The organism is Pedobacter deserti (assembly GCF_024436415.1).
In the GTDB taxonomy this organism is placed as follows: Bacteria; Bacteroidota; Bacteroidia; order Sphingobacteriales; family Sphingobacteriaceae; genus Pedobacter; species Pedobacter faecalis.
Map to the genome: position 1 here is coordinate 2,159,232 of NZ_JAFMZQ010000001.1, position 21,553 is coordinate 2,180,784.

23 protein-coding genes and 1 tRNA gene are annotated in these 21,553 nt (G+C 46.0%); 12 read left to right on the plus strand and 12 right to left on the minus strand.

Features of this window, described 5'->3' with window-relative positions; genetic code table 11:
• Window positions 1-71: 71 nt before the first annotated feature.
• Together J3P40_RS09785 and J3P40_RS09790 are read left to right on the plus strand one after the other, a co-directional pair.
• Window positions 72-1,787: a hypothetical protein gene (locus tag J3P40_RS09785; RefSeq protein ID WP_256004963.1), complete on the plus strand. Its 1,716-nt coding sequence runs from the start codon at window positions 72-74 to the stop codon at window positions 1,785-1,787.
• Between the two features lie 425 nt (window positions 1,788-2,212).
• Complete coding sequence (locus J3P40_RS09790) at window positions 2,213-2,617, plus strand: hypothetical protein (RefSeq protein ID WP_256004964.1); 405 nt, start codon at window positions 2,213-2,215, stop codon at window positions 2,615-2,617.
• A 69-nt stretch (window positions 2,618-2,686) separates the two neighbouring features.
• On the opposite strand, the gene J3P40_RS09795 is transcribed toward J3P40_RS09790, so the two are convergent.
• Genes J3P40_RS09795 through traM form a run of 4 tightly spaced genes read right to left on the minus strand, consistent with a single transcriptional unit; the run spans window position 2,687 to window position 4,710 of the window.
• Complete coding sequence (locus tag J3P40_RS09795) at window positions 2,687-2,869, minus strand: BF3379 family histone-like protein (RefSeq protein WP_256004965.1); 183 nt, start codon at window positions 2,867-2,869, stop codon at window positions 2,687-2,689.
• 53 nt (window positions 2,870-2,922) lie between these two features.
• Window positions 2,923-3,096 (minus strand): hypothetical protein, encoded by a 174-nt coding sequence (locus tag J3P40_RS09800; protein ID WP_256004967.1) that lies wholly within the window; start codon window positions 3,094-3,096, stop codon window positions 2,923-2,925.
• Window positions 3,071-4,207, minus strand: coding sequence for a hypothetical protein (locus tag J3P40_RS09805; protein ID WP_256004968.1), 1,137 nt, complete (start codon window positions 4,205-4,207; stop codon window positions 3,071-3,073). Before J3P40_RS09805 ends, J3P40_RS09800 begins: the two co-directional genes overlap by 26 nt.
• The gene (traM, locus tag J3P40_RS09810) at window positions 4,204-4,710 is read right to left on the minus strand and encodes a conjugative transposon protein TraM (protein ID WP_370687726.1); all 507 of its coding nucleotides are present in this window, start codon (window positions 4,708-4,710) and stop codon (window positions 4,204-4,206) included. Before traM ends, J3P40_RS09805 begins: the two co-directional genes overlap by 4 nt.
• On the opposite strand from traM, the gene J3P40_RS09815 reads away from it, so the two are divergent.
• Window positions 4,705-5,205 carry a hypothetical protein gene (locus J3P40_RS09815; RefSeq protein WP_256004971.1) on the plus strand — a complete coding sequence of 167 codons (501 nt, stop codon included), beginning with the start codon at window positions 4,705-4,707 and terminating at the stop codon, window positions 5,203-5,205. The two genes, traM and J3P40_RS09815, sit on opposite strands and share 6 nt — an antisense overlap.
• A gap of 102 nt (window positions 5,206-5,307) precedes the next feature.
• Here the strand turns inward: J3P40_RS09815 and J3P40_RS09820 are convergent.
• The 3 genes from J3P40_RS09820 to J3P40_RS09830 all read right to left on the minus strand — a co-directional run bounded on the left by J3P40_RS09820 (window position 5,308) and on the right by J3P40_RS09830 (window position 8,429).
• A tRNA-His gene (locus J3P40_RS09820) sits at window positions 5,308-5,384 on the minus strand.
• A 134-nt stretch (window positions 5,385-5,518) separates the two neighbouring features.
• Complete coding sequence (locus J3P40_RS09825) at window positions 5,519-8,077, minus strand: TlpA family protein disulfide reductase (protein WP_256004974.1); 2,559 nt, start codon at window positions 8,075-8,077, stop codon at window positions 5,519-5,521.
• Window positions 8,078-8,159: 82 nt separating this feature from the next.
• Window positions 8,160-8,429 carry a hypothetical protein gene (locus J3P40_RS09830; RefSeq protein WP_256004977.1) on the minus strand — a complete coding sequence of 90 codons (270 nt, stop codon included), beginning with the start codon at window positions 8,427-8,429 and terminating at the stop codon, window positions 8,160-8,162.
• Between the two features lie 184 nt (window positions 8,430-8,613).
• Here J3P40_RS09830 and J3P40_RS09835 point away from each other — a divergent pair, with 184 nt between their 5' ends.
• The 5 genes from J3P40_RS09835 to J3P40_RS09855 all read left to right on the plus strand — a co-directional run bounded on the left by J3P40_RS09835 (window position 8,614) and on the right by J3P40_RS09855 (window position 11,692).
• A complete protein-coding gene (locus J3P40_RS09835) occupies window positions 8,614-9,378 on the plus strand; it encodes a helix-turn-helix domain-containing protein (RefSeq protein ID WP_256004979.1) in 765 nt (254 codons plus the stop codon).
• A 66-nt stretch (window positions 9,379-9,444) separates the two neighbouring features.
• Window positions 9,445-9,846 (plus strand): DUF1398 domain-containing protein, encoded by a 402-nt coding sequence (locus tag J3P40_RS09840; protein ID WP_256004982.1) that lies wholly within the window; start codon window positions 9,445-9,447, stop codon window positions 9,844-9,846.
• A gap of 34 nt (window positions 9,847-9,880) precedes the next feature.
• Window positions 9,881-10,552 carry an energy transducer TonB gene (locus J3P40_RS09845; protein ID WP_256004983.1) on the plus strand — a complete coding sequence of 224 codons (672 nt, stop codon included), beginning with the start codon at window positions 9,881-9,883 and terminating at the stop codon, window positions 10,550-10,552.
• A 232-nt stretch (window positions 10,553-10,784) separates the two neighbouring features.
• Window positions 10,785-11,234 (plus strand): Xre family toxin-antitoxin system antitoxin, encoded by a 450-nt coding sequence (locus tag J3P40_RS09850; RefSeq protein WP_256004987.1) that lies wholly within the window; start codon window positions 10,785-10,787, stop codon window positions 11,232-11,234.
• A gap of 2 nt (window positions 11,235-11,236) precedes the next feature.
• Complete coding sequence (locus tag J3P40_RS09855) at window positions 11,237-11,692, plus strand: RES family NAD+ phosphorylase (RefSeq protein WP_256004989.1); 456 nt, start codon at window positions 11,237-11,239, stop codon at window positions 11,690-11,692.
• 2 nt (window positions 11,693-11,694) lie between these two features.
• Here the strand turns inward: J3P40_RS09855 and J3P40_RS09860 are convergent, their stop codons facing one another.
• A complete protein-coding gene (locus J3P40_RS09860) occupies window positions 11,695-12,045 on the minus strand; it encodes a hypothetical protein (protein ID WP_256004991.1) in 351 nt (116 codons plus the stop codon).
• Between the two features lie 215 nt (window positions 12,046-12,260).
• Between J3P40_RS09860 and rnhA the strand changes: the two genes are divergently transcribed.
• Window positions 12,261-12,719: a ribonuclease HI gene (gene rnhA / locus J3P40_RS09865; RefSeq protein WP_256004993.1), complete on the plus strand. Its 459-nt coding sequence runs from the start codon at window positions 12,261-12,263 to the stop codon at window positions 12,717-12,719.
• Window positions 12,720-12,730: 11 nt separating this feature from the next.
• Complete coding sequence (locus J3P40_RS09870; RefSeq protein ID WP_256004994.1) at window positions 12,731-13,234, plus strand: YdeI/OmpD-associated family protein; 504 nt, start codon at window positions 12,731-12,733, stop codon at window positions 13,232-13,234.
• Window positions 13,235-13,264: 30 nt separating this feature from the next.
• On the opposite strand, the gene J3P40_RS09875 is transcribed toward J3P40_RS09870, so the two are convergent.
• The 3 genes from J3P40_RS09875 to J3P40_RS09885 form a co-directional block, all read right to left on the minus strand.
• Complete coding sequence (locus tag J3P40_RS09875) at window positions 13,265-14,272, minus strand: SDR family oxidoreductase (protein ID WP_256004996.1); 1,008 nt, start codon at window positions 14,270-14,272, stop codon at window positions 13,265-13,267.
• 79 nt (window positions 14,273-14,351) lie between these two features.
• Window positions 14,352-15,422 carry a PAS domain-containing sensor histidine kinase gene (locus J3P40_RS09880; RefSeq protein ID WP_256004998.1) on the minus strand — a complete coding sequence of 357 codons (1,071 nt, stop codon included), beginning with the start codon at window positions 15,420-15,422 and terminating at the stop codon, window positions 14,352-14,354.
• Between the two features lie 30 nt (window positions 15,423-15,452).
• Window positions 15,453-16,169 carry a YqjF family protein gene (locus J3P40_RS09885; RefSeq protein WP_256004999.1) on the minus strand — a complete coding sequence of 239 codons (717 nt, stop codon included), beginning with the start codon at window positions 16,167-16,169 and terminating at the stop codon, window positions 15,453-15,455.
• Between the two features lie 135 nt (window positions 16,170-16,304).
• Between J3P40_RS09885 and J3P40_RS09890 the strand changes: the two genes are divergently transcribed.
• The gene (locus tag J3P40_RS09890) at window positions 16,305-19,301 is read left to right on the plus strand and encodes an ATP-binding protein (protein ID WP_256005001.1); all 2,997 of its coding nucleotides are present in this window, start codon (window positions 16,305-16,307) and stop codon (window positions 19,299-19,301) included.
• Here J3P40_RS09890 and J3P40_RS09895 read toward each other — a convergent pair.
• Window positions 19,264-19,716, minus strand: coding sequence for a DUF1810 domain-containing protein (locus tag J3P40_RS09895; protein WP_256005004.1), 453 nt, complete (start codon window positions 19,714-19,716; stop codon window positions 19,264-19,266). The genes J3P40_RS09890 and J3P40_RS09895 overlap by 38 nt on opposite strands.
• Window positions 19,717-19,809: 93 nt before the next feature.
• Here J3P40_RS09895 and J3P40_RS09900 point away from each other — a divergent pair, with 93 nt between their 5' ends.
• Window positions 19,810-21,528 carry a TlpA family protein disulfide reductase gene (locus J3P40_RS09900; protein ID WP_256005006.1) on the plus strand — a complete coding sequence of 573 codons (1,719 nt, stop codon included), beginning with the start codon at window positions 19,810-19,812 and terminating at the stop codon, window positions 21,526-21,528.
• Window positions 21,529-21,553 lie beyond the last annotated feature (25 nt).

The window sequence follows — 21,553 nt, forward strand, 5'->3', positions numbered from 1 at the left end:
TCGTCGATTTGCGTAAACTGGCAAATATTCTTGTGGATTACCCTTTTATATTCAGAGAAGAAAGTTAACCTATGTCATTAGAAGATCTATCAAAACAATTGAAAGAAGTAATAGCGACCTATGATACCGGTTGGCTATTAGGTGACCTTTCCGGATTGATGCATGCTGGAGGAAATAATACGGGGCACGATCAGCTTGGAGACTTATCTTCACCACAACGCCAGTTGTATTACCTGGCCGGTTTATTAATAACCTCCGATCCGGCAAACGGCATTGATAACATGTATGATCCTGACAAATGGGAAAAAATCGTTAATCTCCTGAATCAGATTGAGCAGGCATATACTTTCATGTTTTTCCCAAAGGAGGAAGAACTAGTAGATGAGCATTGGCAAAAAATACGGCAGGTCGCGATGCCATCTTTTCTCGATTATTTTAACCAGGGACCACTAAATTTTGAGGAACAGATTATTAATTGGGTAAGTGATCTTTATACGCCCTTGAATGCCATCATTTCAAAGGAAACAGGGCTTCAAACAAGTGATTTTTTACAGTTCTATGAAAACGTTGATGTGTTGCATCAAAGAAACTTCCAGGGCGTCAGTCCAAAAGGCACGCCCCGTGCCAACTGGCGTGAATATGCCAAGGTTCAAATGATCAATACCGCACCGGAGCCGCTTAAAGCCATAATGGCTAAAAAAATGGGGGACATGGAGCCTTCCATGTATTACATGGCTGATCATGGCATAATCGACCGTTTTTATGCACATGAAATTGTTTCGGCCAATTTAGCTCAAGAGAAGGTTGAAATCATTTTACAGTTGCTTTCTGAAGAACGGTCCGCTTCAGATTTTCTGTATTATACGTCGATGAAACCCGGAAATCCTTTATATGAAAAGCCGATTGCCTACTTAGGAAACGGTATGTATCAGATTTTTGAAGTGAAACAAGTCATTCACGCTATCGAAAGCCTGTTGGAAAAAATTTGTACAGGCAACAAAGCGAACATTTCGGTGCTAGTTGCCAGGAAGGGAAACCTTTTAGAAGACCGGGTTGAGGGATTGTTTAAACAATTATTAAAAAAAGATTTCAAAATCTACCGGGGATATTATGTAGATGGCTGCGAACAGGATTTGCTGATCTTATGGAAGAACTATGCTTTCATTATAGAAGCGAAGGGTTATAATCTTCGTGAACCGCTGCGCGACCCAGATAAAGCCTTTGTTCGGATCAAAGACGATTTTAAAGGTTGTATTGGCTATGGTTATGATCAATGCTACCGGGTGGAAAGTAAATTTCTCAGCGGGCAGCCTCTTGAGATTTGCGATAAAAACGGAAATGTTTTGGATGTTGTTGATACTATCCCATTTGAAAATAACGCATTTTCGATTGTTGTCAATCTGAAAACATTCGGACAGGTACAAACTGATCTCTCTTCACTGTTAGAGGTACCAGATGATAGCTCATACCCATGGGCCGTAAAACTAGATGACCTTGAGACTTTTGTCCTAACCCTGCTCGCTCAGGGTAAAGGCATCAGTCAGCTCCTGAAGTTTTTAATAATGCGCGAAACCCTTCAGGGGAAATTGATATGTAATGATGAATTACAGCTTTGCGGCGCATTCTTAACCGGTGCAATTAATCAAGAACTGATCGACAAGCGGGAAATGATCTTGACTTCGCCTGACCTTGGTGATATTTTTGATCAACAATACCGGAAAGGCATTGGCTTCCCTAATGAAAAATACTGGGCTGAAAAAAAAAGTGGCAAATGGTTATTCTGGTAAGTGGCAACCATTAGTATTCCTTATCTTTGTGTATTGATCATAATCCCCATGCTTGACATGGTTTATATAGTTCTTTAACTTCTTGTCTTGCTTTGTACCTCTGTTGCCTGGATTCGTCCTTTCAATCAGCGCTTTATTGGGCGGCCTTCACCTGATTCCGAGCTTTCCGGAATTGTGTGCATTAACCATATTATTTATATCAAATTTTAAGGACATGAAAAAAAGAACCGAAACATTGAAACACTGGCTGAGTATGCATTTTTTAATAAGTATAATCACTATTGGGCTACACGCGGGGTGTCTAATACGCTGATTGTAAGCAGGAGTGTCCGCAGCACGTGCAATGGCACATTTCAAGGTTGTGTAGTGGAGAGGGAAACCTCTCCCATCCCGCCATTTAATCACATTAACTAAACCTAAACACTATGGGCAAAATTATTGCTTTGAAAGGAAGAGCGGAATCCGGAAAATCGACAACAATAGGCCTGCTTCCAAAAATTTTGATCGCAAACGGTTATACAGCCGTCCCTGGCAGTAGAGAAAGTCACGGAAAAGATTTTTTAGAAATCTATGCAAAAGGCACATATAGACTTGGTATCACAAGCGCTGGGGACACTTACGATTTGGTACATCAGAGAATAACCACTTTGGTAACTGCAAAATGCGACGATATTATTTGTGCCTGCCGAACTTTTGGCGGCACCCATGTTGCTATTAATTCTTTTTCAGGATTTACATCTGATTACGTCACAAAAACCTACGCTTCCTCTGCGGCAATGGAAGCCAGTGTTAATTTAACTGATGCAAACACCCTGTTTTCAAGAATTTAGCACCAATATAGCAAGAAAAAGCCCGCCGGTTTCCCGACAGGCTTCTCCCAAAACAGTTATAAGTATTGTTTATTTGCTGTCCTTGTTTTTCAACTCCGTCACTTCGTTACGCCCAGCAGATGCAAGGTTTTTGATCTCCATATAGGCTTTGCGTAAACGGGTCCCGGCAGCTTTGTTGCCCTTAGCATAGAAAGCGGTGGCGTCTGCTTCAGTGGCAGCGATCAGTTCTTTTAATTTTTCAAATGAATTCATAGTTTTTAAATTTTAAAGATTTGAATATATGGGTTAATTCACATGCGTACAAATCAGACAGAGAGGCCTTGTCCCTGCTGCTGCATTTTATCCAGCTTTTTATCAAAGATGTTCTGCTGGCCTTTGGATAAATCCTGTGTCGGGTCTTTGAGGAACTGCTCCCGTTTTTCGATCCGGCCGTTCAGTTGGTAGAAGTTCAGGTTACTGAACCGGGGAATGGCTTCCACGCAGCTTGTGTTCCTGTCCGTCCTGGCTGACTACGGTGACCACCGGCTTGTTGCCGTCTTTCAGCGATTCAATGAGCTGCGCCCGTTTTTTAGGGTCTGACATTTCCTTGATAGTATATTTATCCAGCTCTTTCTGTACATCAAAGCCGTATCCTTCGCTGTATTGCTTCACCTTATAGTTGCCGTACTTGTCTTTGGGTTCGTCAAACTGGTGGACGTTCCAGGCTTTGTACATTTCACCCGTCGCCCGGCTGACCAGGTCGTCCCGGTAAGCAGCCCGGCCTTGCAGCATATTGGCCGCCTGGATCACATTGAAACCACGACCACGATCCACATACTGCGAATTGGTAATGACCGGGCTGTAATAAGCCGTGCGGAATTCCTTATTCACATAGTCGACCTTGCCTTTTTCCATGGTCGCCAGCGTCATCTTATCGGCGGCGTTTTTACCCATAGCCAGTTCGCTGACGTTCTTCTGCGACTTGAAATAGTCGATGGCCTGGATGGCACTGTCAAACTTCTTGACCAGGTTTTCTTTCTGCTTATCCGGGTTGGGACTGATCACCAGGTAGTGTTTGCCTTCTTCCAATGGCTTGGCTTTGGATAGCGCCAGGTCATAGCGGTTCAGGAAATAATACTCGCTGGAGCCGGAACGCTTAAAGTTCAGCGTCACGTCCATCTGCCCGTTATCGGCGGGCACCTGCGTTTTCAATTGGAAACCGGGCTGGCCTTTGGCCATTTCCTTTTCCATTTGTTCGATGAGTTTGCCATCGAACTTCAGGGCACGCATTTCACCCTGCAAGTTTTCCAAATTATTTTTGTTCATACTATTGTCGTTTAATAGATTATCTGCCTGCCGGACTTCCGAAAGCATTTGTTCGACAGGCATGTAATATACCGGGTTGGGATTGTCGCCCGGCAAGTAACCGTAGCCCATTTTATCTTCCCAGGCATCTAAAGCATCGTCCCGGTTATCATAAAAATCAAGCTGATGGGGCTGCAAGTCGAAATCCATCGGACGCATTTCGAAAACTACATACGCTTCACCGTGCTGTTGCGCCTGCTCCAGTGGCCTGATGAGCTGCGGGACGTGCTTGGTCTGCAGGTTCATTTTATAGGTTTTCTCGTGTTGTCCCGCAAGAGCAGCGGGTAGCCCGATTTGAGCGGCTGCTTGATGCGCTTCAGCTTCTTACTGAGCAGCGACCTAGCCGCATCAATACCGGCACCGGCCAGTTGCGTGGTCAAATCAAAGCCCGGCAGGCTCACGCTGCCAGCCGCATTGACCACCCCGTTATTCACCGCATCGGTCAATACCGCCTCCGGCGCATTGATCCCGATCATGGCATCCTGCTGGTCAAACACCGTCAGGTTCACCGGTACAATCAGGTTCCCCATGCGGATATTCTTGATCTCCAGGTTGAGCCGCTGGTTACTGAAACTGCCGAGCCCGTAAATATTATGTCCTTTAGGGATCACCTGTCCGGCGACGATGATGCTATCCAGCAGCTTCAGTTTAATGACCGATCCCTGCACCGCTTTCTGGTCACCGTCAATGATGGCCGGGATGGCGCGGAACTGGCTGTCCAGCTTGAGAATTAAAATTGTTTTATGAATTTAAGGCAAAAGCTAGAAAATATTAGCAAAACTAATACCACCTCTTTTGTGGATACAGCTAAAGAAAAATATAATGTAAGATTTGCAGGTAACACCGTTAGTCATCATCAAGAAAAACTTAATGAATTATTAATTAGTGTAACAAATTCATCAAGTGATATGCATGTTGGTTTTGACTTCAATGCAAATGATGTAAAACAATGGATAGATGACCTACAAAGCATATTGGAGCAATACAAACTAGTGAACAACCTTAATCACATTCCAAGCTATGTTAAAGTTCGTGATATTATATCTAGTCTTGTTCCGACATTAAATGACAGTGTGAAGCAATTATCCCAAAAAGTACTAAAAGAGGTGCTTACACCATCTAATACAGGTAAAAAACTATCTAAAAAAGAGCAACGAAACCTTGATATTCAAGCAAAGATTGACAGGGATAATCTAGATTTAATTAAAAAACAGGCTAAAAACAACAAAAAAGGCGATTTTTAAACAAAAAAAGTCTGCCAAATGTCTGCCAAATACCCCTGAATGGTGAGAGTTTTAAACATAAAAAAGCCCCTCTAAACTAAATTAAAGGGGCTTAAAACTATCTGGGGTGGAATATGGGGCTCGAACCCACGACCTCCTGAACCACAATCAGGCGCTCTAACCAACTGAGCTAAAACCACCGTGTTTTTAAGTGTGACAAAAGTACGATTTATAATATTTCTAACAAACAAATTTCGCTTTTGAGAAGAAAAATCTTTTAGAAGCTTCAATCTCAGAAGTTTGCGTTTAATAAGATCAAGGCGGATTCCGTAAACTATTCCTTCAACAAGTCATCTACCTTGTTTGCCAGCTCATCCGGATTACTTGGTCGCGGTGCTTTGGTGGTACTTATGTTACCAGCCTTATCAACCAGCATATACGTTGGGAAAGAGTGGACCGACAAACGGCGCTCTAACATAGATTGCTGAGCCTCAGGCAATCGGTAGTGGACCACATTTTCACCAGTCAAATCCATTTCTTTAATCATGTTCTTCCAGGTAATTTCGGGCGACGAGTTTGCAAAATACATGAATATCACGTCTTTGCCCTTCAATACTTCCTTAGCTTTAGCCACATATTTCATTTCGTCCCTGCAAGGGCCGCACCAGGTGCCCCAGAAATCAACATAAACTACTTTTCCTTTGTAAGGGGCCAGGAGCGCTTTAAAGAGCGAGTCGGCATCTTTCGAAGACTTCAAATGGTCCGTATTTTTCAAACTCGCCGCATAGGCGAAATCCGTGCTTGCCTTTTTGAGCAGAAAACTTTGATAGTCCCGTATGCTTGTTTGGAACGCGGGAGATTTGACTTCGCTTAATACTGCTTCGAGTTTCCCGCCTTCAAATGGCCTTCTTGTGCTCTCTAAATAGTTCATAATAGCCTGTACATTGTACGAGTTTCTGATATCCTCGTCCGGAATAAGTTCCCGGTGAATTGTGAAATCAGCTTCTAACATGTTAGACCAAAGTATCTCTGTTGCTGCATCTGTGATCATGGGTTGATATTTCGTGCGAAGATTTCCCTCTAGTTTTGACTGCGCAGGGGTTAAAGATTTTGCCAGCTTTTTTGCCCTTACGGAGTCGGTTTCACCGATGCTGTCTATTTGCCAGGAAAGCTGTACTGCTTTTTTTTCCTCCTCACTTGCCAGTATGCTGCCGTTGTTGATCAGGCGCAGAAGGGTTTCAAGATGGGAAACGCTGAGGTCCTCCTTAAGATACTGCACATAGGCTCTGCTAAAAAGTGTAAAGTCCCGTACCAAAGTGTAAGGTTTAACCGGATTCGCAAATAATGAATCCTTTACATAAGCCATGTACTTAGCTGGGAAACGTTCCCTTGGCTGCATATTGAGATCAAAACGTCGCATCAAATCAGAAGCGATATAGTATCTGTTAAAATTTCTGACAAAATACTTTGTCTTGGTGGAGAGCAGGGGAGTGCGCTTCAGATGATCTGCAAAGAAGGCGTTCGCTTTTTTCAGCTCTGCGGTTTTAGCTTCCAGGTAATCCATTCCCTGCATTTTGTCCACTTCCGCTCTTCGCTTGTCCTCTTCTCTTGAACGGGCAAAAGCATCATATGGCTGATAATTTGCCAGCTCATTATGCAAACGCGCGTTGTCACCCATCATAAGGTATTGTCCTGACCCGAAATCGTGGTACAGAAAATAATGCTCTCCCGGCTCAAGTACGTCAATTTTTCCTGTCCTTCCCCAGTCTAAAAATACCTGCTGGGAATTTAGTAGCGGTACTTTGATCAGGAAACGGCCCAGCGAGTCAACATCGGCGTATACGTCTTCTTCATTGCCCTTGATCACATTGATCCGGGAGATCCTGAAAGGCTCGAGGTTCGGGGCGTTGCGAAGGTATCCGGTAATGTAAGCGGTATCTATCTGCTGAAAATGCGTGTCTTTAAATGGCGTGTCGTCATTACTTGCATAAGCGGGCAGCGTGCGACCAACCCGCTTGTATTCCTGTGCCAAATGGTTGCCGGCGCGTAAAAGCATTATACTATCGCTTTTCTTTTCAATCGAAAGGTTAATCATTTTTGTGCCTTTCGTTAATGTTACCTTGCCTTTATTTCGTGAAAAGGTAAGACCTTGGTAATCCCAGAATTCGTTGTTATAGATCGCAAAATCCTCGAAGAAGCCAAACGTCCACGTGTTAGCTTTGGGCTCATACCAATTTCCGAGCAGTTCATACACAGCGGGATTTTTAGCTTTAGGGCTATAGTTTCTCGATGTCCCTTCCGCAGCAACACGGAGGTTTTTCCCCTTAAGGGTCAAATAGGCCAACCTGTAACTATTCTTGTTCTTTAACAGCGCACGATACTCCCTGTTTAGGTAGTCGCCAAACCATTGGATATCCCATTTCTGCCCGTCCATTACAACTTGTTTGCCCTTTATGAAAAAAGCGTTTGCAGGTTTATCCGCAAATATCCACTCGCCCGCAATCTTTTTCTGAGCCTGCTCTACAGGAAAGTAAGTCATGTCAGGATGTTTTGCTACAAGCTTGCAGGTTCTCGGCTTATCCCATGCACCAAACTGGAAAGCCCCGGTACTATCAGAACTCAGTTCCACACGCAGCGAGACTTTGCCTTTAGCTTTGCTTGAAAGCCAGACCTGGTATTTTGGAGCTGAACCAGAGACGCTGTCAACCCTGTACAAGTCGTAAAAATATTCTACATGATTGTCTACAATGGTAAAGGCATCCCAGTTGCCCTTTGCGGTCGACTCGATGAGCCAAAGTCCTCGAAGCTTTGCTGGTAGTTTGTCGGCCGACTTTGCATAAACGCAAAATAAAAGAACAAATAGAATAGATAGTTTAACGGAGCGTTTCATCATCACAGGATATTTAGGTTAGTTTGATCACATTAAGCCATGATCATAATACCTGCAAGTACGTGATAAAAAACGTATTTCAAAATTAAAATTGCGCGCTTGCCTTTCCTTTATTGTCCCAATGGTCTTTTAATATATTTCCCTCCGCATCTTCAACAAGCCGTCGGGCAAACCGTTCGCCTTTGATCTTGCCAGTCTGCGGATCTTTATGCCCGAGGAAGAGCAGAATTGCGCGACCTTTGTTATCGGTCTTTATGGCCAGATCGTAACGCCCAAACGTCAATTCCAGCATCTCGTTTGCCGCATAGGTCTTTCCAAGAATTTTTAACAGAGGTTCTTTCAGTACACTCATCATCTTTTATTTTAAATCCAATTACCAGGTTCTTAGCTTCCACAGCTTCATTTAAAACAAGCTACGCACAAGGTTGTTTTTCCATAAGGCAGGCCGCACAATGTTGGCCGTGCCCCCCGAAAGCAGAATTGCGCAGTTTCTAAGGGAAAGGATGTAAAGTTTGTATAGCTTTGTATCACTTTTCTTTATGCGATTTGACAAACATTTTCCGACCGACCGGCTTAAGCCCTACATCAAGTACTTCGTAGTGTCGGAAAATGAACTGGAAACTGAATACAAAGTTTTCCCGTCTCCCGGACTAGTTATCGGATTTCAATACAAAGGAAAGCTTTCAACCATCAAAAATGACGCAGAAGCCAAGCTGTCTTCGGCCGGGATCACGGGGATTGCAGACAGTTACACCATCTTCAGGAATTCTGCCGGGATAGGAACGATACTGGTTTACTTTACAGAAATTGGCTTTACCCATTTTGCCTCACATCCGGCTAATGAACTTTTTGGATTAAGCCTGTCACTTCAGGATATTTTCGACAAGACCCTCATCTTGGAAGTTGAAGAAAAGTTGGCTGCTGCCGGTACAGACCAGCTTCGGATAAAAATTATGGAGCGATTCCTGTTATCTCAGCTCAACGGCATGCAGGCCGATAAGCTGATCGTTGAAGCCGTTAAACTCATTTATCAAAGTAACGGGACAATGCGCATCAAAGAACTGAACGAAAAGTTGTTCATCAGCCAAAGCCCCTTCCAAAAGCGGTTTAGGAAAGTGGTCGGTACCACACCCAAGAAATTTGCCTCTATTGTCCGTTTCAATACAGTGCTCAACAATTTAAATGGCTCAAAAACGCTGGCCGAGCTCTGCTATGAAAATAATTTCTTCGACCAGGCTCATTTCATTAAGGATTTTAAACGCTTTACGGGCGTTACCCCTGAAAACTTCAGGCACTTCTTTTAAAAAAACGATTTTTTACAATAGGGCGGGTTTCAGACATCGCATCTTTGGCTTGTAAATTATAAGACAATGAAGCAAGCAACTTTTACCACCGCACAAATTAGTGCCGCCCACACTAAAGTAAAATCCGGCGCCGACTTCCCGGCTTACATCCAGGAAATAAAGGCTTTGGGAGTAACTTATTACGAAACCTTCGTGACCGACGGGCACACCGATTATTACGGGGCAGACGGTTACAAAACAACCAGCAATGCCAAATATCCCCCACTGGCTATCGCAGATACAGTCAGCGCCGCGCAGTTCAAAAATGATCTGAAAGCGCACCAGCAGGGTAAAACAGATTATCTCACTTTCATAAATATGTGTGCAGCTTTCGGTATTGAGAAATGGTCGGTTTGTATGGATAAAATGACTTGTACGTACTACGACAAGGCTGGAAACGAAATTTTGGTAGAACAGATTCCTGAGTAATTTTTTATTAGCTTAGAGGCAATATTGATAAGGAATGAATTGGACCATTAACGCCTGTCTCCCAACTGCATTGCTTGGCCTGACAAGCATGGCTGCAACAGCTCAAAACCTGAATAAGGTCAACCAGAAAATTGACAGAAATTGCTATGTCTTGAAGGAAAAGTATACTGCACTGCAATCGAACCCGGAAATCAGGCATGGCTACTATTTTGCGAGCATTTCGAGCTATGATGAAGAGGGACAGTATACTCAAGGTCAGCGCTCCGGCGTGTGGACCTGTTCAACAACGGGCATCGTTTTGCAGAAATACGACTTTGATCAGCATAAGGAAATTCAAGGCTTGCCCTCAAAGTTAGTGACCAGGATAAGTATAAAGGATCCCGGCACCGGCCAATCTAAAGACCTGCCAGTTCAAAACATTTATTTGGGAGGTGATACCAAAATGCTGAAAGTAGTGGTTAACTGCGTACGGTATCCGGCCGAGGCAGCGGAAAAGAGGATCACAGGAAAGGTCAGGATTCGCTTCGTTTTGGGTGCCGACGGAAAAATGAGGGATGAAGTTCCCTTGACCAATTTAGGCAGCGGACTGGAAGGCGAAGCTCTTCGCGTGTTTCGTCTTATGCCCCAGGATTGGCTGCCTGTATTCATCGACGGTAAGCCTGTGGATGCCGAAGTTGAAATGCTGTTAGCATTTAATTTGTCGTAATCAATGCCTCGAATTAGGTAGGCTCTACACCACTGCTGTTACATTAGTGTCAACAAGCTATTCACCAGTCCGCGCTATCTAGATGCTGTTCAGTGGTTCTCCTGCAGCTGAGTAGTGTCTGAACAGATAGCTTTGGCAGCCTCGCTTCTTTTAAGTATTTAGTTTTTAAGGATCAGTGATCCGTTCAAACAAAAAGTAAGATATTTTACTTATTTTAGTAAAAAATATTACTATGACGGCAATAGCAACAGGTAAGCACAACAAGGTAGGCAAATTTAATGCAGAGGCGCCAGAATGGCTTCAGGGTTCGTTTACAAATTTTGAAAAGATGGACTTCGTCAAAAAGGGAATCACCAAAGATAGTTTGGTGTTGTTTAAGCAGGTTATCGATGTGGACTATGATCACCTGTCGCAGGTGTTAGGAACAACTAAAACTACCTTACATAAAAAGCAGGGCAATGAAACGTTCAGTGCGTCGATAAGCGAGAAAGTCATTGCTCTTATGGATGTTTATCGTTTCGGTTACCAGGTTTTTAGCAACCGCGAGAAGTTCAACAAATGGGTGACGGCGCCCAACCGGTCGCTCGACAATCGGATTCCGCTTGAAGTAATGGATACCGTTTTCGGGATCGACGAAGTAAAAAATATTATAGGTAGAATCCAACATGGCGTTTATTCCTGATTATGCTGGTTTATCGTCTATCTAAGACTGAATTTGCGGGTGATCTCGAAGGCATTGGCGCCAAGCTGTACGGCGGGCGCTGGAATAACAAAGGAACAGCCTGCATCTATACTTCTTCCAGCAGAGCTTTGTCTGTTTTGGAATTTGCGTCTAATGTGGAACTTGAATATGTACCTGAAGATTTGAGTATAACAACCTACGAAGTGCCCGATGATCTTTTGGAAGTGTTAAAGGCTAGTCAACTTCCTGAAGATTGGGCTGCTATTCCCACTGCTCAGTCAACTAAAGATCTAGGTAGTAAATATTTTAGCGATCAGCGCGTGCTATGTCTGCGTGTACCATCGGTGGTTGTTCCTGAGGAATTCAATTACCTGATCAATCCGGAGTCCAAGAAGATCAATGGAGTAAAAGTAAGGGGCATATCCAGATTCAAGTTTGACAGTCGCATTAAACTATAGAGTCACCTTTCAGCCAAATACAGCTTTTTGCCTGATGGCGAATGAATCTCTTCTTCAGAGATGATCTTGAAGGTCAAGGGCTCGGTGTAGCTGTAGTTTTTCATGATCAGCTTATCGCCTTTGATCTTGTAAGTGCCTTCCGAGGCCATGTCTCCTTCCTCAATGAGTGTTGCTTTGCCATTTGGCTTCAGCTCGATGCTCATCGCGAGACTACCCCAGCCCCCAGGCAGTGGCTCAAGGCGTTCGCGGTAAATCTTGTCAGATTTTACCGCTATTACGCCCTTTTCGCAGGCACTTAAGGTAACAATGAGTATTAAAGGCACGAAAAAGAAAAAGATTTTATGCAGGTTCATATTCAGAATGATTGGTTATGTCGTTAATTTCCCATCGCAGCATATTTACTTTCGATTTTTCGGAGCCACTCAGGATTTCGGTCGGATTTCACTAGGGCCTAAGCCTCTACGTAAGTCCTAAGAGAGTCCTTGCTGATAGCGTTACTACGGGTTAATCCAAATATACAAAACTTTTGTGTGCGGCCATTTTTTTAAAATGTTAGATTTGCTGGGATATGATTGAATTGTATACCGATGGTGCGGCAAGCGGAAATCCGGGTCCGGGAGGTTATGGCGTAATACTGCGTTCCGGCAAGCATTACAAAGAACTTAGTGCCGGCTTCAGGTTAACAACCAACAACAGGATGGAGCTTCTGGCGGTTATTGTTGGGCTCAGCGCACTCAAACAGCCGGGTCAGCAGGTTATCGTCTATTCAGATTCCAAATATGTGATCGACTCTGTCGAAAAGAAATGGGTGTTCGGCTGGCTCAAGACAGATTTTAAAGGCAAAAAGAACAGGGACCTCTGGCTTAAGTTTTTGTCGGTATATAAACTGCACGATGTTAAGTTCGTGTGGGTTAAGGGACACAACAATCACCCGGAAAACGAGCGTTGCGACCAGCTGGCCGTTGCGGCGTCAAAAAACAAGGCCGCGCTGGGGGTCGACGCGGCTTTCGAGGCAATGGCAATATAATCCGAAAAGCGATGGCAGGCAGACAAAACGAATATTCTTTTAAAGCCTCTATCGAAATCATTGGCATCAATCCGTACGTGAGCGTACCGGAAGAAATTTTAGCCAGTCTTTTTGCCGATGCAGGCAGGGATAAAAGTCCCATTCCGATACGAGGGGCGGTAAATGGCAAACCATATACCCAAACTTTGATGAAGTACCAGGGTGCATGGCGACTGTACATTAACACCATCATGCTTCCTGATTCACCTAAAAGGATAGGAGAGCGGATAGCGGTAAGTGTTGCATATGATGCTGCCGACCGGACGCTGCCAATGCATCCGGAGTTGGCCAGGGCGCTCAGTGAGAACGCCGCGGCAACGGCCGCGTTTAATCAGCTCAGCCCCTCATTACAAAAGGAAATTATCAGGTACATCGCTGGCTTAAAAACGGAGCAAAAGGTCCAGGAAAATACGCGGAAGGCTGTCGACTTTCTTCTCGGCAAAGGCAGGTTTATCGGCCGCGATCCGAAAAGCTAAAAACCGCGGCCGATCAAAACGACTATAACTTTAAGGTTGCCCACCTCCGCCAGCGGCACCGTATACCTGGCCGGTAGCATAACTTGCATCCGTGGCCGCCAGTTGCACGTAAATCGAAGCCAGCTCTGCCGGCTGTCCCGGTCTGCCCATCGGGGTATCCCCTCCAAAATTCTTTAGCTTTTCCATCGTAGCACCGCCGCTTACCTGCAAGGGTGTCCATATAGGGCCGGGCGCAACGCCGTTTACACGTATCCCTTTGGGGCCTAATTGTTTGGCGAGCGACCGCACATAGGCTGTATTTGCTGCTTTGGTTTGCGCATAGTCGAACAGTTCTGCAGAGGGATCAGAAGCCTGCACGGAGGTCGTGGCAATAATAACCGAGCCCGGCTTTAGGTGTGGAAGTGCAGCTTTAGTGACCCAAAACGGTGCATAAACGTTCGTTTTCATTGTTGCATCAAAATCTTCGGAAGAAATGTCCAGGATCGATTCACGCGTTTGTTGCCGGGCTGCATTATTCACAAGAATATCCAAGCCCCCAAGTTCCTTTACCGCCTGATCTACCAGCCGTTTGCAAAACGATTCATCTCTAAGGTCGCCCGGAATGGCCACCGCACGGCGACCTTCTTTCTTAATCAGTGCGATTACTTCGCGGGCATCCTGTTCTTCCGCAGGCAGGTAGTTAATCGCTACATCAGCACCTTCCCTGGCATAGGCAATCGCGGCTGCGCGGCCCATCCCTGAGTCGCCCCCCGTAATCAATGCTTTTCTGCCAGTAAGTCGCCCCGAGCCTTTGTAACTCGTTTCGCCATGATCAGGCCTGGGATCCATTTGAGAGGCTAATCCTGGCCATGCTTGTTTCTGTTCCTTAAATGGAGGTCGCGGGTACTTCGATAAGGGGTCTTCTATCGCCGGTGCCAGCGAGTAAGCACCCAGACTTGCAGCCGATCCCAGCACGGGACTCGAGGCGGCCGCAACAATACCCAATCCCAAACCGCCGATAGCCTGGCGCCGGCTCATCTTGTTCTCTGTGTTTTCCATAACGCACTGTTAAGATCAATGTTACATAAGTATCTCTCTCAACATCGGTCGACAAAGGAAAGTTTAGTTTTTGTTCAGGTTAAGGGGCTTCCCGCGGAATTTCGATATAAAAAGTGGTGCCATTACCTTCTTCACTTTCAAACCATATCGTTCCCTTGTGCCATTCCACAATATTTTTAACCACGCTCATGCCCAGTCCGGTAGAAGCTTCTCCCTGAAGTCCCGGCCGTCCTGCCGAAGTATACTGATCGAATAAGACCGCATGGTGTTTTTTAGGGATACCTATGCCATTGTCAGATACCGTAAACAGCACGGAATCCCCTTTGTCTTCTACCTTAAAGGCAATGATCCCGTTTTCGGTGGTAAACTTAAGGGCATTACTCATCAGGTTATTGATCACCTGCATAAATTTGGATTCGTCAATGCTGAGATGTACCCTTTTGGGCGAGGCATTGAACGTGATCGTACGTTTGATCTTCCTCTCCGCGTTCTTCGCTTCTTCAATATACTCGGCAACCTTACGGGCTACGTCAACCCGTTTTTTAGTAAGTACCACATTGGCAGTTTCCAGAAATTCGCGACTGGTTAAGTCGCGGATCAGTTCTACGGCCTCCCGGTTTATCTGCATCACATGATCTACCAGCTTGTTGTGGGTTTCGCCCAGCACGTCCGACTTCAGTTTGCTGCTCAGTGTTCTGGCTATGCTCAACGAACCTGCAAGTTCATGCGCAAGAATGTTCAGAATGGAGTTCTTTTTATTCGCGTATTTGGCAAAGGTATGCTCATTGATAAGTTCGGCTGTAACGTCTATGATATGGCAGTGAATGAAAGTTCGACCCTCGCTGTCCGTATACATGGAGGGCATAGCCCGCACCCATTGCAGCCTTTCATTTTCGTGAGCTATCCGAAGATGTATCTCTTTTTTCAACGTGCCCTGCAGGAGGTCGTCAAAGCACTTCCGAGCATATTCATGGTCATCAGCATGCACAAAGTCCCAGAGCTTCCCCGGTATTTCTGCCTCCTCACAACCTGGGAATAATATGCTGAAAGCGCGGTTTTTATAAATGATTTCCTTGTTCCCAATGTCGAATATGAAAGTAGCAATGCCCGATTCGTCAGTAAGGGATTTGAAATGAGGAGACTGTATCATCGTTTTATTTCTAATAACAAGTACATGGGGTTATGGTTTTACACCCCATAGTAATACCGTTACCCGATCTGCATAATGCACCAAGTGCGGGCCATCAGTTTTGTCGGTGCCCACCAGTGGATACCCGGTGATCTGCGCATGGAGCGAAACGTTTCGAATTGGCCAGGGTTTATGATGTATGTCGAGCCGGTAAAGGCTGCCGGCCCGCTGCTCAAATAGCGCATGACGTTCCGTAAGCCAGTAGTCGAGGGCAGTTTTCGAGGTAATCGGAGGGCCAACTTTGTACGAACACAGAAACGACAGGTTCCGTTTTAAGTTTCTGGAACTATATTTTTCGTGGTCCCTTTTTATAGCCGACTTGAAATAGGGAAGCCCAAGGAGTAGCCGCGCCATTAGGGCGGGAACCAGTTTCTCAGCCTCGATAGATAAAAAATAGATGCCGGGAATGCCGTCCTTAATCACGTAGGTGCGCAGGTTCAGCTCATGAAAATCAGAGATCAGCGGAAAAGGCGGCAGGAATCTCGGACGCAGATTTTTTACGCTGAAGGCCACAAAGGAAATCCAGGCATCTCCATGTATCGTGTCAATCGTCAATCCTTCGGGCACAAACGGACGAAGCGCGGGCAAGGGAAGCTTCCAGTGCAGAAAGAGGTTTTGGTGCCATTCCTGGTAATGCTTCCATGCCTCCTCAGGCAAGTCGTACTGCCGGTGGGAAGTTGTGCTTAGAATGTCTGCAATTGTACTCATTGCTATAATCGCCTAGGTTTATTCACAAATAGATAAGCCCATCTCTAGCTGTTTTGTTTTACACTGGCCCGCTAAGCCTTATTAAACTTCTTTTCCGCGTTTACGGTATAAAATTTGATGGTTCCGAGGATAATTATGCGCGAACACCTACCATTTTTTCAGGGAGGCGGACAGCTCGGTGAATTAATCCGCAACAAAGACTGGTCTGCCACAAACTTAAACTCGCCCGAAACCTGGCCCGAGAGCCTTCGTTCGGCGGTGGCCATTGCCTTAAATTCTGGATTTCCAATTGCCATTTATTGGGGCACAGCGTTTACTTTGCTGTACAATGATGCCTGGAGCAGTATACCTGGGCAGAAGCATCCGTGGTCGCTAGGCAGGCCAGGTGCAGAAGTGTGGCCAGAAATATGGGAAGGTTTGAAAGAGGAGTTTGAAAGCGTTTTGCATCAGGGTCAGTCTTACCGCCGACCAGATGCCCCGCTTTATATGCATCGGTACGGTTACACCGAGGAGTGTTATTTTGATTATTCGCTTTCGCCTATCATGGCGCCCGATGGTACTGTCGGCGGTGTTTTCAACGCGGTTATTGAAACATCCTACCGGGTGATCAACGAGCGGAGGGCGGGCATCCGCAACGCATTTTTAGCGCAGCTGACCGGTTCTACGTCTCTGGCAATGGCGCGTCAAACGATTTTTCAGCTTCTGGAAAGCGCTGTGCTCGACATCTCGTTTTATGCATATTATAGCTTTGACACTGTAAATGAAGCGTATGAACTCTCGGGAAGCAGTCGCCTGAATGATCTTCAGCTGGCACAAGTTAGTCGCCTGTTGTCTGGCTACGATGGTTCAAATGAAATCCATCTCGAAAATCTTGATACCACGCTCTCCACACCGGTAATCTCTCACTGGCCGGAACCTGTAGCCGAAGCGGTGGTGCTTCCGGTACACACTGCTGAAGCTTCTGTAAAAGGATATATGGTGCTTGGCGCTTCCGCACGTAAGCGGGTCGACGAGGATTACCGTCAGTTCTTTGCAGCAACGGCGGCCAATACAGGCAGTATTTTGAACAATGCGTATACAGCCGAACTTGCAGTGGCTTATCAGAAAGAACTGATGCTTAACGCGGAGCTTTACGAAGAGCAGCAGGCTTTAAACGAAGAGATCACCGCTTCCAACGAAGAGCTCGCGAGCACCAATGAGGAACTTGTTGCCCTGAACGAAGAGCTGGCAGCCACGAACGAAGAGCTTAATGAAACGCAAGCCGAACTGCATCAAACGCTCGACAAGCTCAGCGAAAGCGAGTATCGTTTCAGCAACCTGATCAGCGAGGCTTCTACAGGCATTGTGTTGCTAACCGGGCCAGAACTGCTTGTCGACGTGGTGAATGAAGCTTTTGCCGGATTAATTGGGAAGGAGGAAGGTGAGCTCCTGAAAAAGCCGCTGTTCGAGGTGCTCTCCGAAAATAGCGCCGGTCTCCGCACCATCGTCGAGTCGGTGTTACAAACCAATGAGCCGGTACATCTTTACGAACAGTACTATCCTTTAGTGATGGATGACAAGCCTGTTGAGCGTTTTTTGAACATCATCTGCCAGCCATACATAGAAGCGGGCGAGGGTATTACAGGCATCATTGTGCTTTGCCAGGACGTAACCGAGCAGGTGCAGGTACGTCATCGTGCCGAAGCTACCGAACGGAAGTTTCAGTTTATGCTCAATGCCATACCCCAGCAGGTGTGGACAACCACTCCGGATGGTCAGCTTAATTACGTAAACCAGGTGGTCACCGAGGATTTCGGTTACCCCGCAGATGTGGTTGTAGGCAACGGATGGCAAACTTTTATTCACCCCGACGATCTGCCGGGGTGTCTGCTCGCCTGGCAAAGCGCCTTAACTACCGGCGAGGAGTACACCGCAGAATTTCGCCTGCGTTTTGCAGATGCGGAATACTACTGGCATCTTTCAAGAGCGGTGCCCCTGAAGGAAAAGGACGAGATTGTGCTATGGCTGGGCACCAACACCAATATAGAGATACAGAAGCAGAACGAGCAACGTAAGGACGAATTTTTGTCCATCGCCAGTCACGAGTTAAAAACGCCGCTTACCGGTATCAAGGCCTTCAACCAGTTGCTGCGCAAGGCGGCGAACCCTGAACGCGCCGCTTCCTATGTCGAAAAGGCAGCAGAAAATATCCAAAGGCTTGAAAAGCTGATCAATGATCTGCTGGACGTTACGAAGATTAATGCCGGTAAACTAAGTTACGACCTGCAGAACTTCAATTTCTCGGAGATGCTGCGTGAGGCGGTGGAAACTTTCCAGCTTACCACGTCCAGCCACGAAATTGTGCTAACACAGCCGGCTCAGGTGATCGTGAATGGCGACCGCATGCGGCTGGAACAGGTCATCAACAACTTCCTGAGCAATGCTACCAAGTACTCGCCGGATTCCGATAAGGTGGTCGTGAAAAGCGAAATCTCAGGACAGGGTCTTATCGTGTCGGTGCAGGACTTTGGTATCGGCATTGAAGCGCAGCATATACAACGCTTGTTCGACCGTTATTACCGGGTCGACAATACCAGAATGCGTTTTGACGGACTGGGTCTTGGCTTGTTTATCTCTTCGGAAATCCTGAAACGACATATGGGTACCTTCTGGATTGAAAGCGAGCCCGGGAAGGGTTCGGTATTTTATTTCAGACTACCGCTCGAAAGCCTTGAGCTTGATTATCAGCCGGTGATACAAACCGATCAATATTATAAAGATCCGCATATCACCATTTTGCGGACAGAAGGTTCAGATTATCTGGAGGTCGACTGGACAGGCTTTCAAACGGTAGATACCGTGAAGGCAGGGGGCATGCGCATGCTGGAGATGCTGAAAGCGAATGGGGTAGCAAAGGTGGTCAACGATAATTCCCATGTGCTGGGTTCCTGGTCGGAAGCGGCCGACTGGGCCGGGGAGGAGTGGTTCCCGATGATGGCAGAGGCAGGGTTGCGCTATTTTGCCTGGGTATACTCACCCAGTGTATTTAGCCGCTTATCCGCAGAAAAGGCGGTCGCCGTAAAAGAAGGCGCTGCTACGGTACAATTTTTTACCTCTACAGAGGAGGCGATAAAATGGCTTGAAAGTTTGTGAGAAGTGCAATCGTTTTTTCGTCCTTCTGCCCGTTAAAAAACTTATCGAGTACCTGTTGAAATACAGGATCTGCGCCTTCTACAAGCGAGAAAAGCGTCATGGATGAGCGCAGTTTCAGGTCGTCGGGCGAACCGAATACAGAATGGGCATTGTTGGCATCAAGTTCCAGCAATGCCCTGCTTATTTGAAGCAGGCGCATGCCAAGCACAGGGTGCTCAAGGTAATCTTTAGCCTCTCCCAGATCACGAATGGCATAATGGATGGAGGTGTCCGTTTTGCCAAGTCCGAGTACCTGCGGAAAGATATACCACATCCAGTGCGTTCGCTTACGGCCATCCTGCACTTCCCGCAGTGCGGTGTCATAGCTGCCCTGCTGTGCGCTGATAAATCGGGATAAGTTGTTAGGGTCAGACATATTTGTCGTTTTGATTTGTAAACATTTGCAGTGCATTTTTGTTCGTTGTTAGCTGCAATCTTTTATATTTGGATATAACCAAATCCCTGAAATATGAAACGCTCTACTTCTCCAATTTCCCAATTGATCTTAGGCATGGCTGTGTTTTTCTCAGTTGCCGGAAACTGCGCATTCGCGCAAAAAAAGGACGTAGCCACCAAGGCTATCGTGAAGCCTGGGATGAAAGCACCTAAATCTGTCAGGATCACGGGTAATATCAAGCATATTTATCGCCGACCCTTGCAAGTCGATACTTTTACTTTTCAGTATTATGATGCACTAACTGGCAGCAGTGTCATAATACCTATCGAAAAGGACAGCGCAGGCAATTTCAGTACCGAGGTCCCACTAACACGAGCGGAGAAGGTTCAGCTAAATCACTCAAGTAAAACAAGCGACGGCCGGATCCGTCACGGTGGCTTTATCGAGTTTTTCTTCTATGCAAAACCGGGCGACGAAATGAACCTTAATTATTATGTGTCGGAGGATTTTAAAACAAGAATACTTAAGTTTGGTGGTCAACTCGGTGATATTAACAATCAGTATACGGCATATCAGGACAGTCTTGGTCGAACCGATTTGAGTTCCCTGATCGACTACCGTAGATCCGATCCGGTAACAAAGGAAACGCTGCCTGAATTTGTAAGGTATCTGGCGCACCGGCTGAAAGCGGGACGGGCCTTCAACGAAGGGTATTTCAAAAAGGGTACAAATGACTCGTTCGTCAAAAAGCAGGCAGAGTTCGACATGAGTTACAGCGTTGCAGCGCAACTTGCGTTGATTTTAAGTAAGTTAAATCTTTACGATTCTACGCTGCCGGCATTTATGGCAGCGAACAGCATCAAATGGGATGAACCCGATGCTCTATTGAACGACATTTACAAGATCTTTGTCAACAATACATATATGTATTTAAAGCGACAGCCTTTTATCGATAAGGGTGACAAGCTTGTCAGTTTTCCGGAGGTGGCTCAATACCTCAGACGTGAACGACCGGAGCTGCCCGAAGCAGACAGGTTGCTGCTGACTAAAATGGCTGATACCAGCATAAAGGCGACTACAGAAGAGGCCCGCTATTTTTCAGAAAAGCTCATGAAGCCTTTTTTCGAGGAATACATCAGCATTTCGGATGCTAAAGCCGTCTATGACCATCTGAAAAAAATTCCGAATCCCTTTTTTCGTGATCTTTTGCTTACACGTTTCCTTACAGAAAAACTGGAAGCAGGTGATCTGCGCGCAGTCCGGCCTCTTATGGCCGACTATAAAACGCTGGTCAAGTCGGCCCCCTTAAAGGCAGAGCTTATTGCACGGTACGATGCACTTAACCGCTCGGCCGCCAGGCAGTCGCCAGCAGCCAGACTGCAAGATGTAAAAGATGTTGCCGGAGCGGACATGATGTCTGAGATCATTAAAAGAAACCCTGGCAAAGTTATTTATGTCGACGTCTGGGCAACCTGGTGCAAGCCCTGTTTGGCAGAAATGCCCAATTCCAAACTTCTTCGCAGTAAATTTAAAAATGAAGGTGTTGTGTTTGTCTACCTCTGCATTAGCTCCCCAAGAGAAGATCTTTGCAAGGAGAAGATCGCTATGCACGAGATGGACGGGCAAAACTACTTTCTGGACAATGTGCAGTCAGCCGCCTTGATCAGGAAGTTTGAGATCAAAGGTATCCCACGGTACATGGTTATTGACAAAAAGGGCGAAATTATGCACGTGAACGCAGCCAGGCCCGGGGACGAAGGTCTTGAGAAGACGCTTAGGAATCTCTTGTGAGCGCTTGACTTCCGCTTTTGCCTTG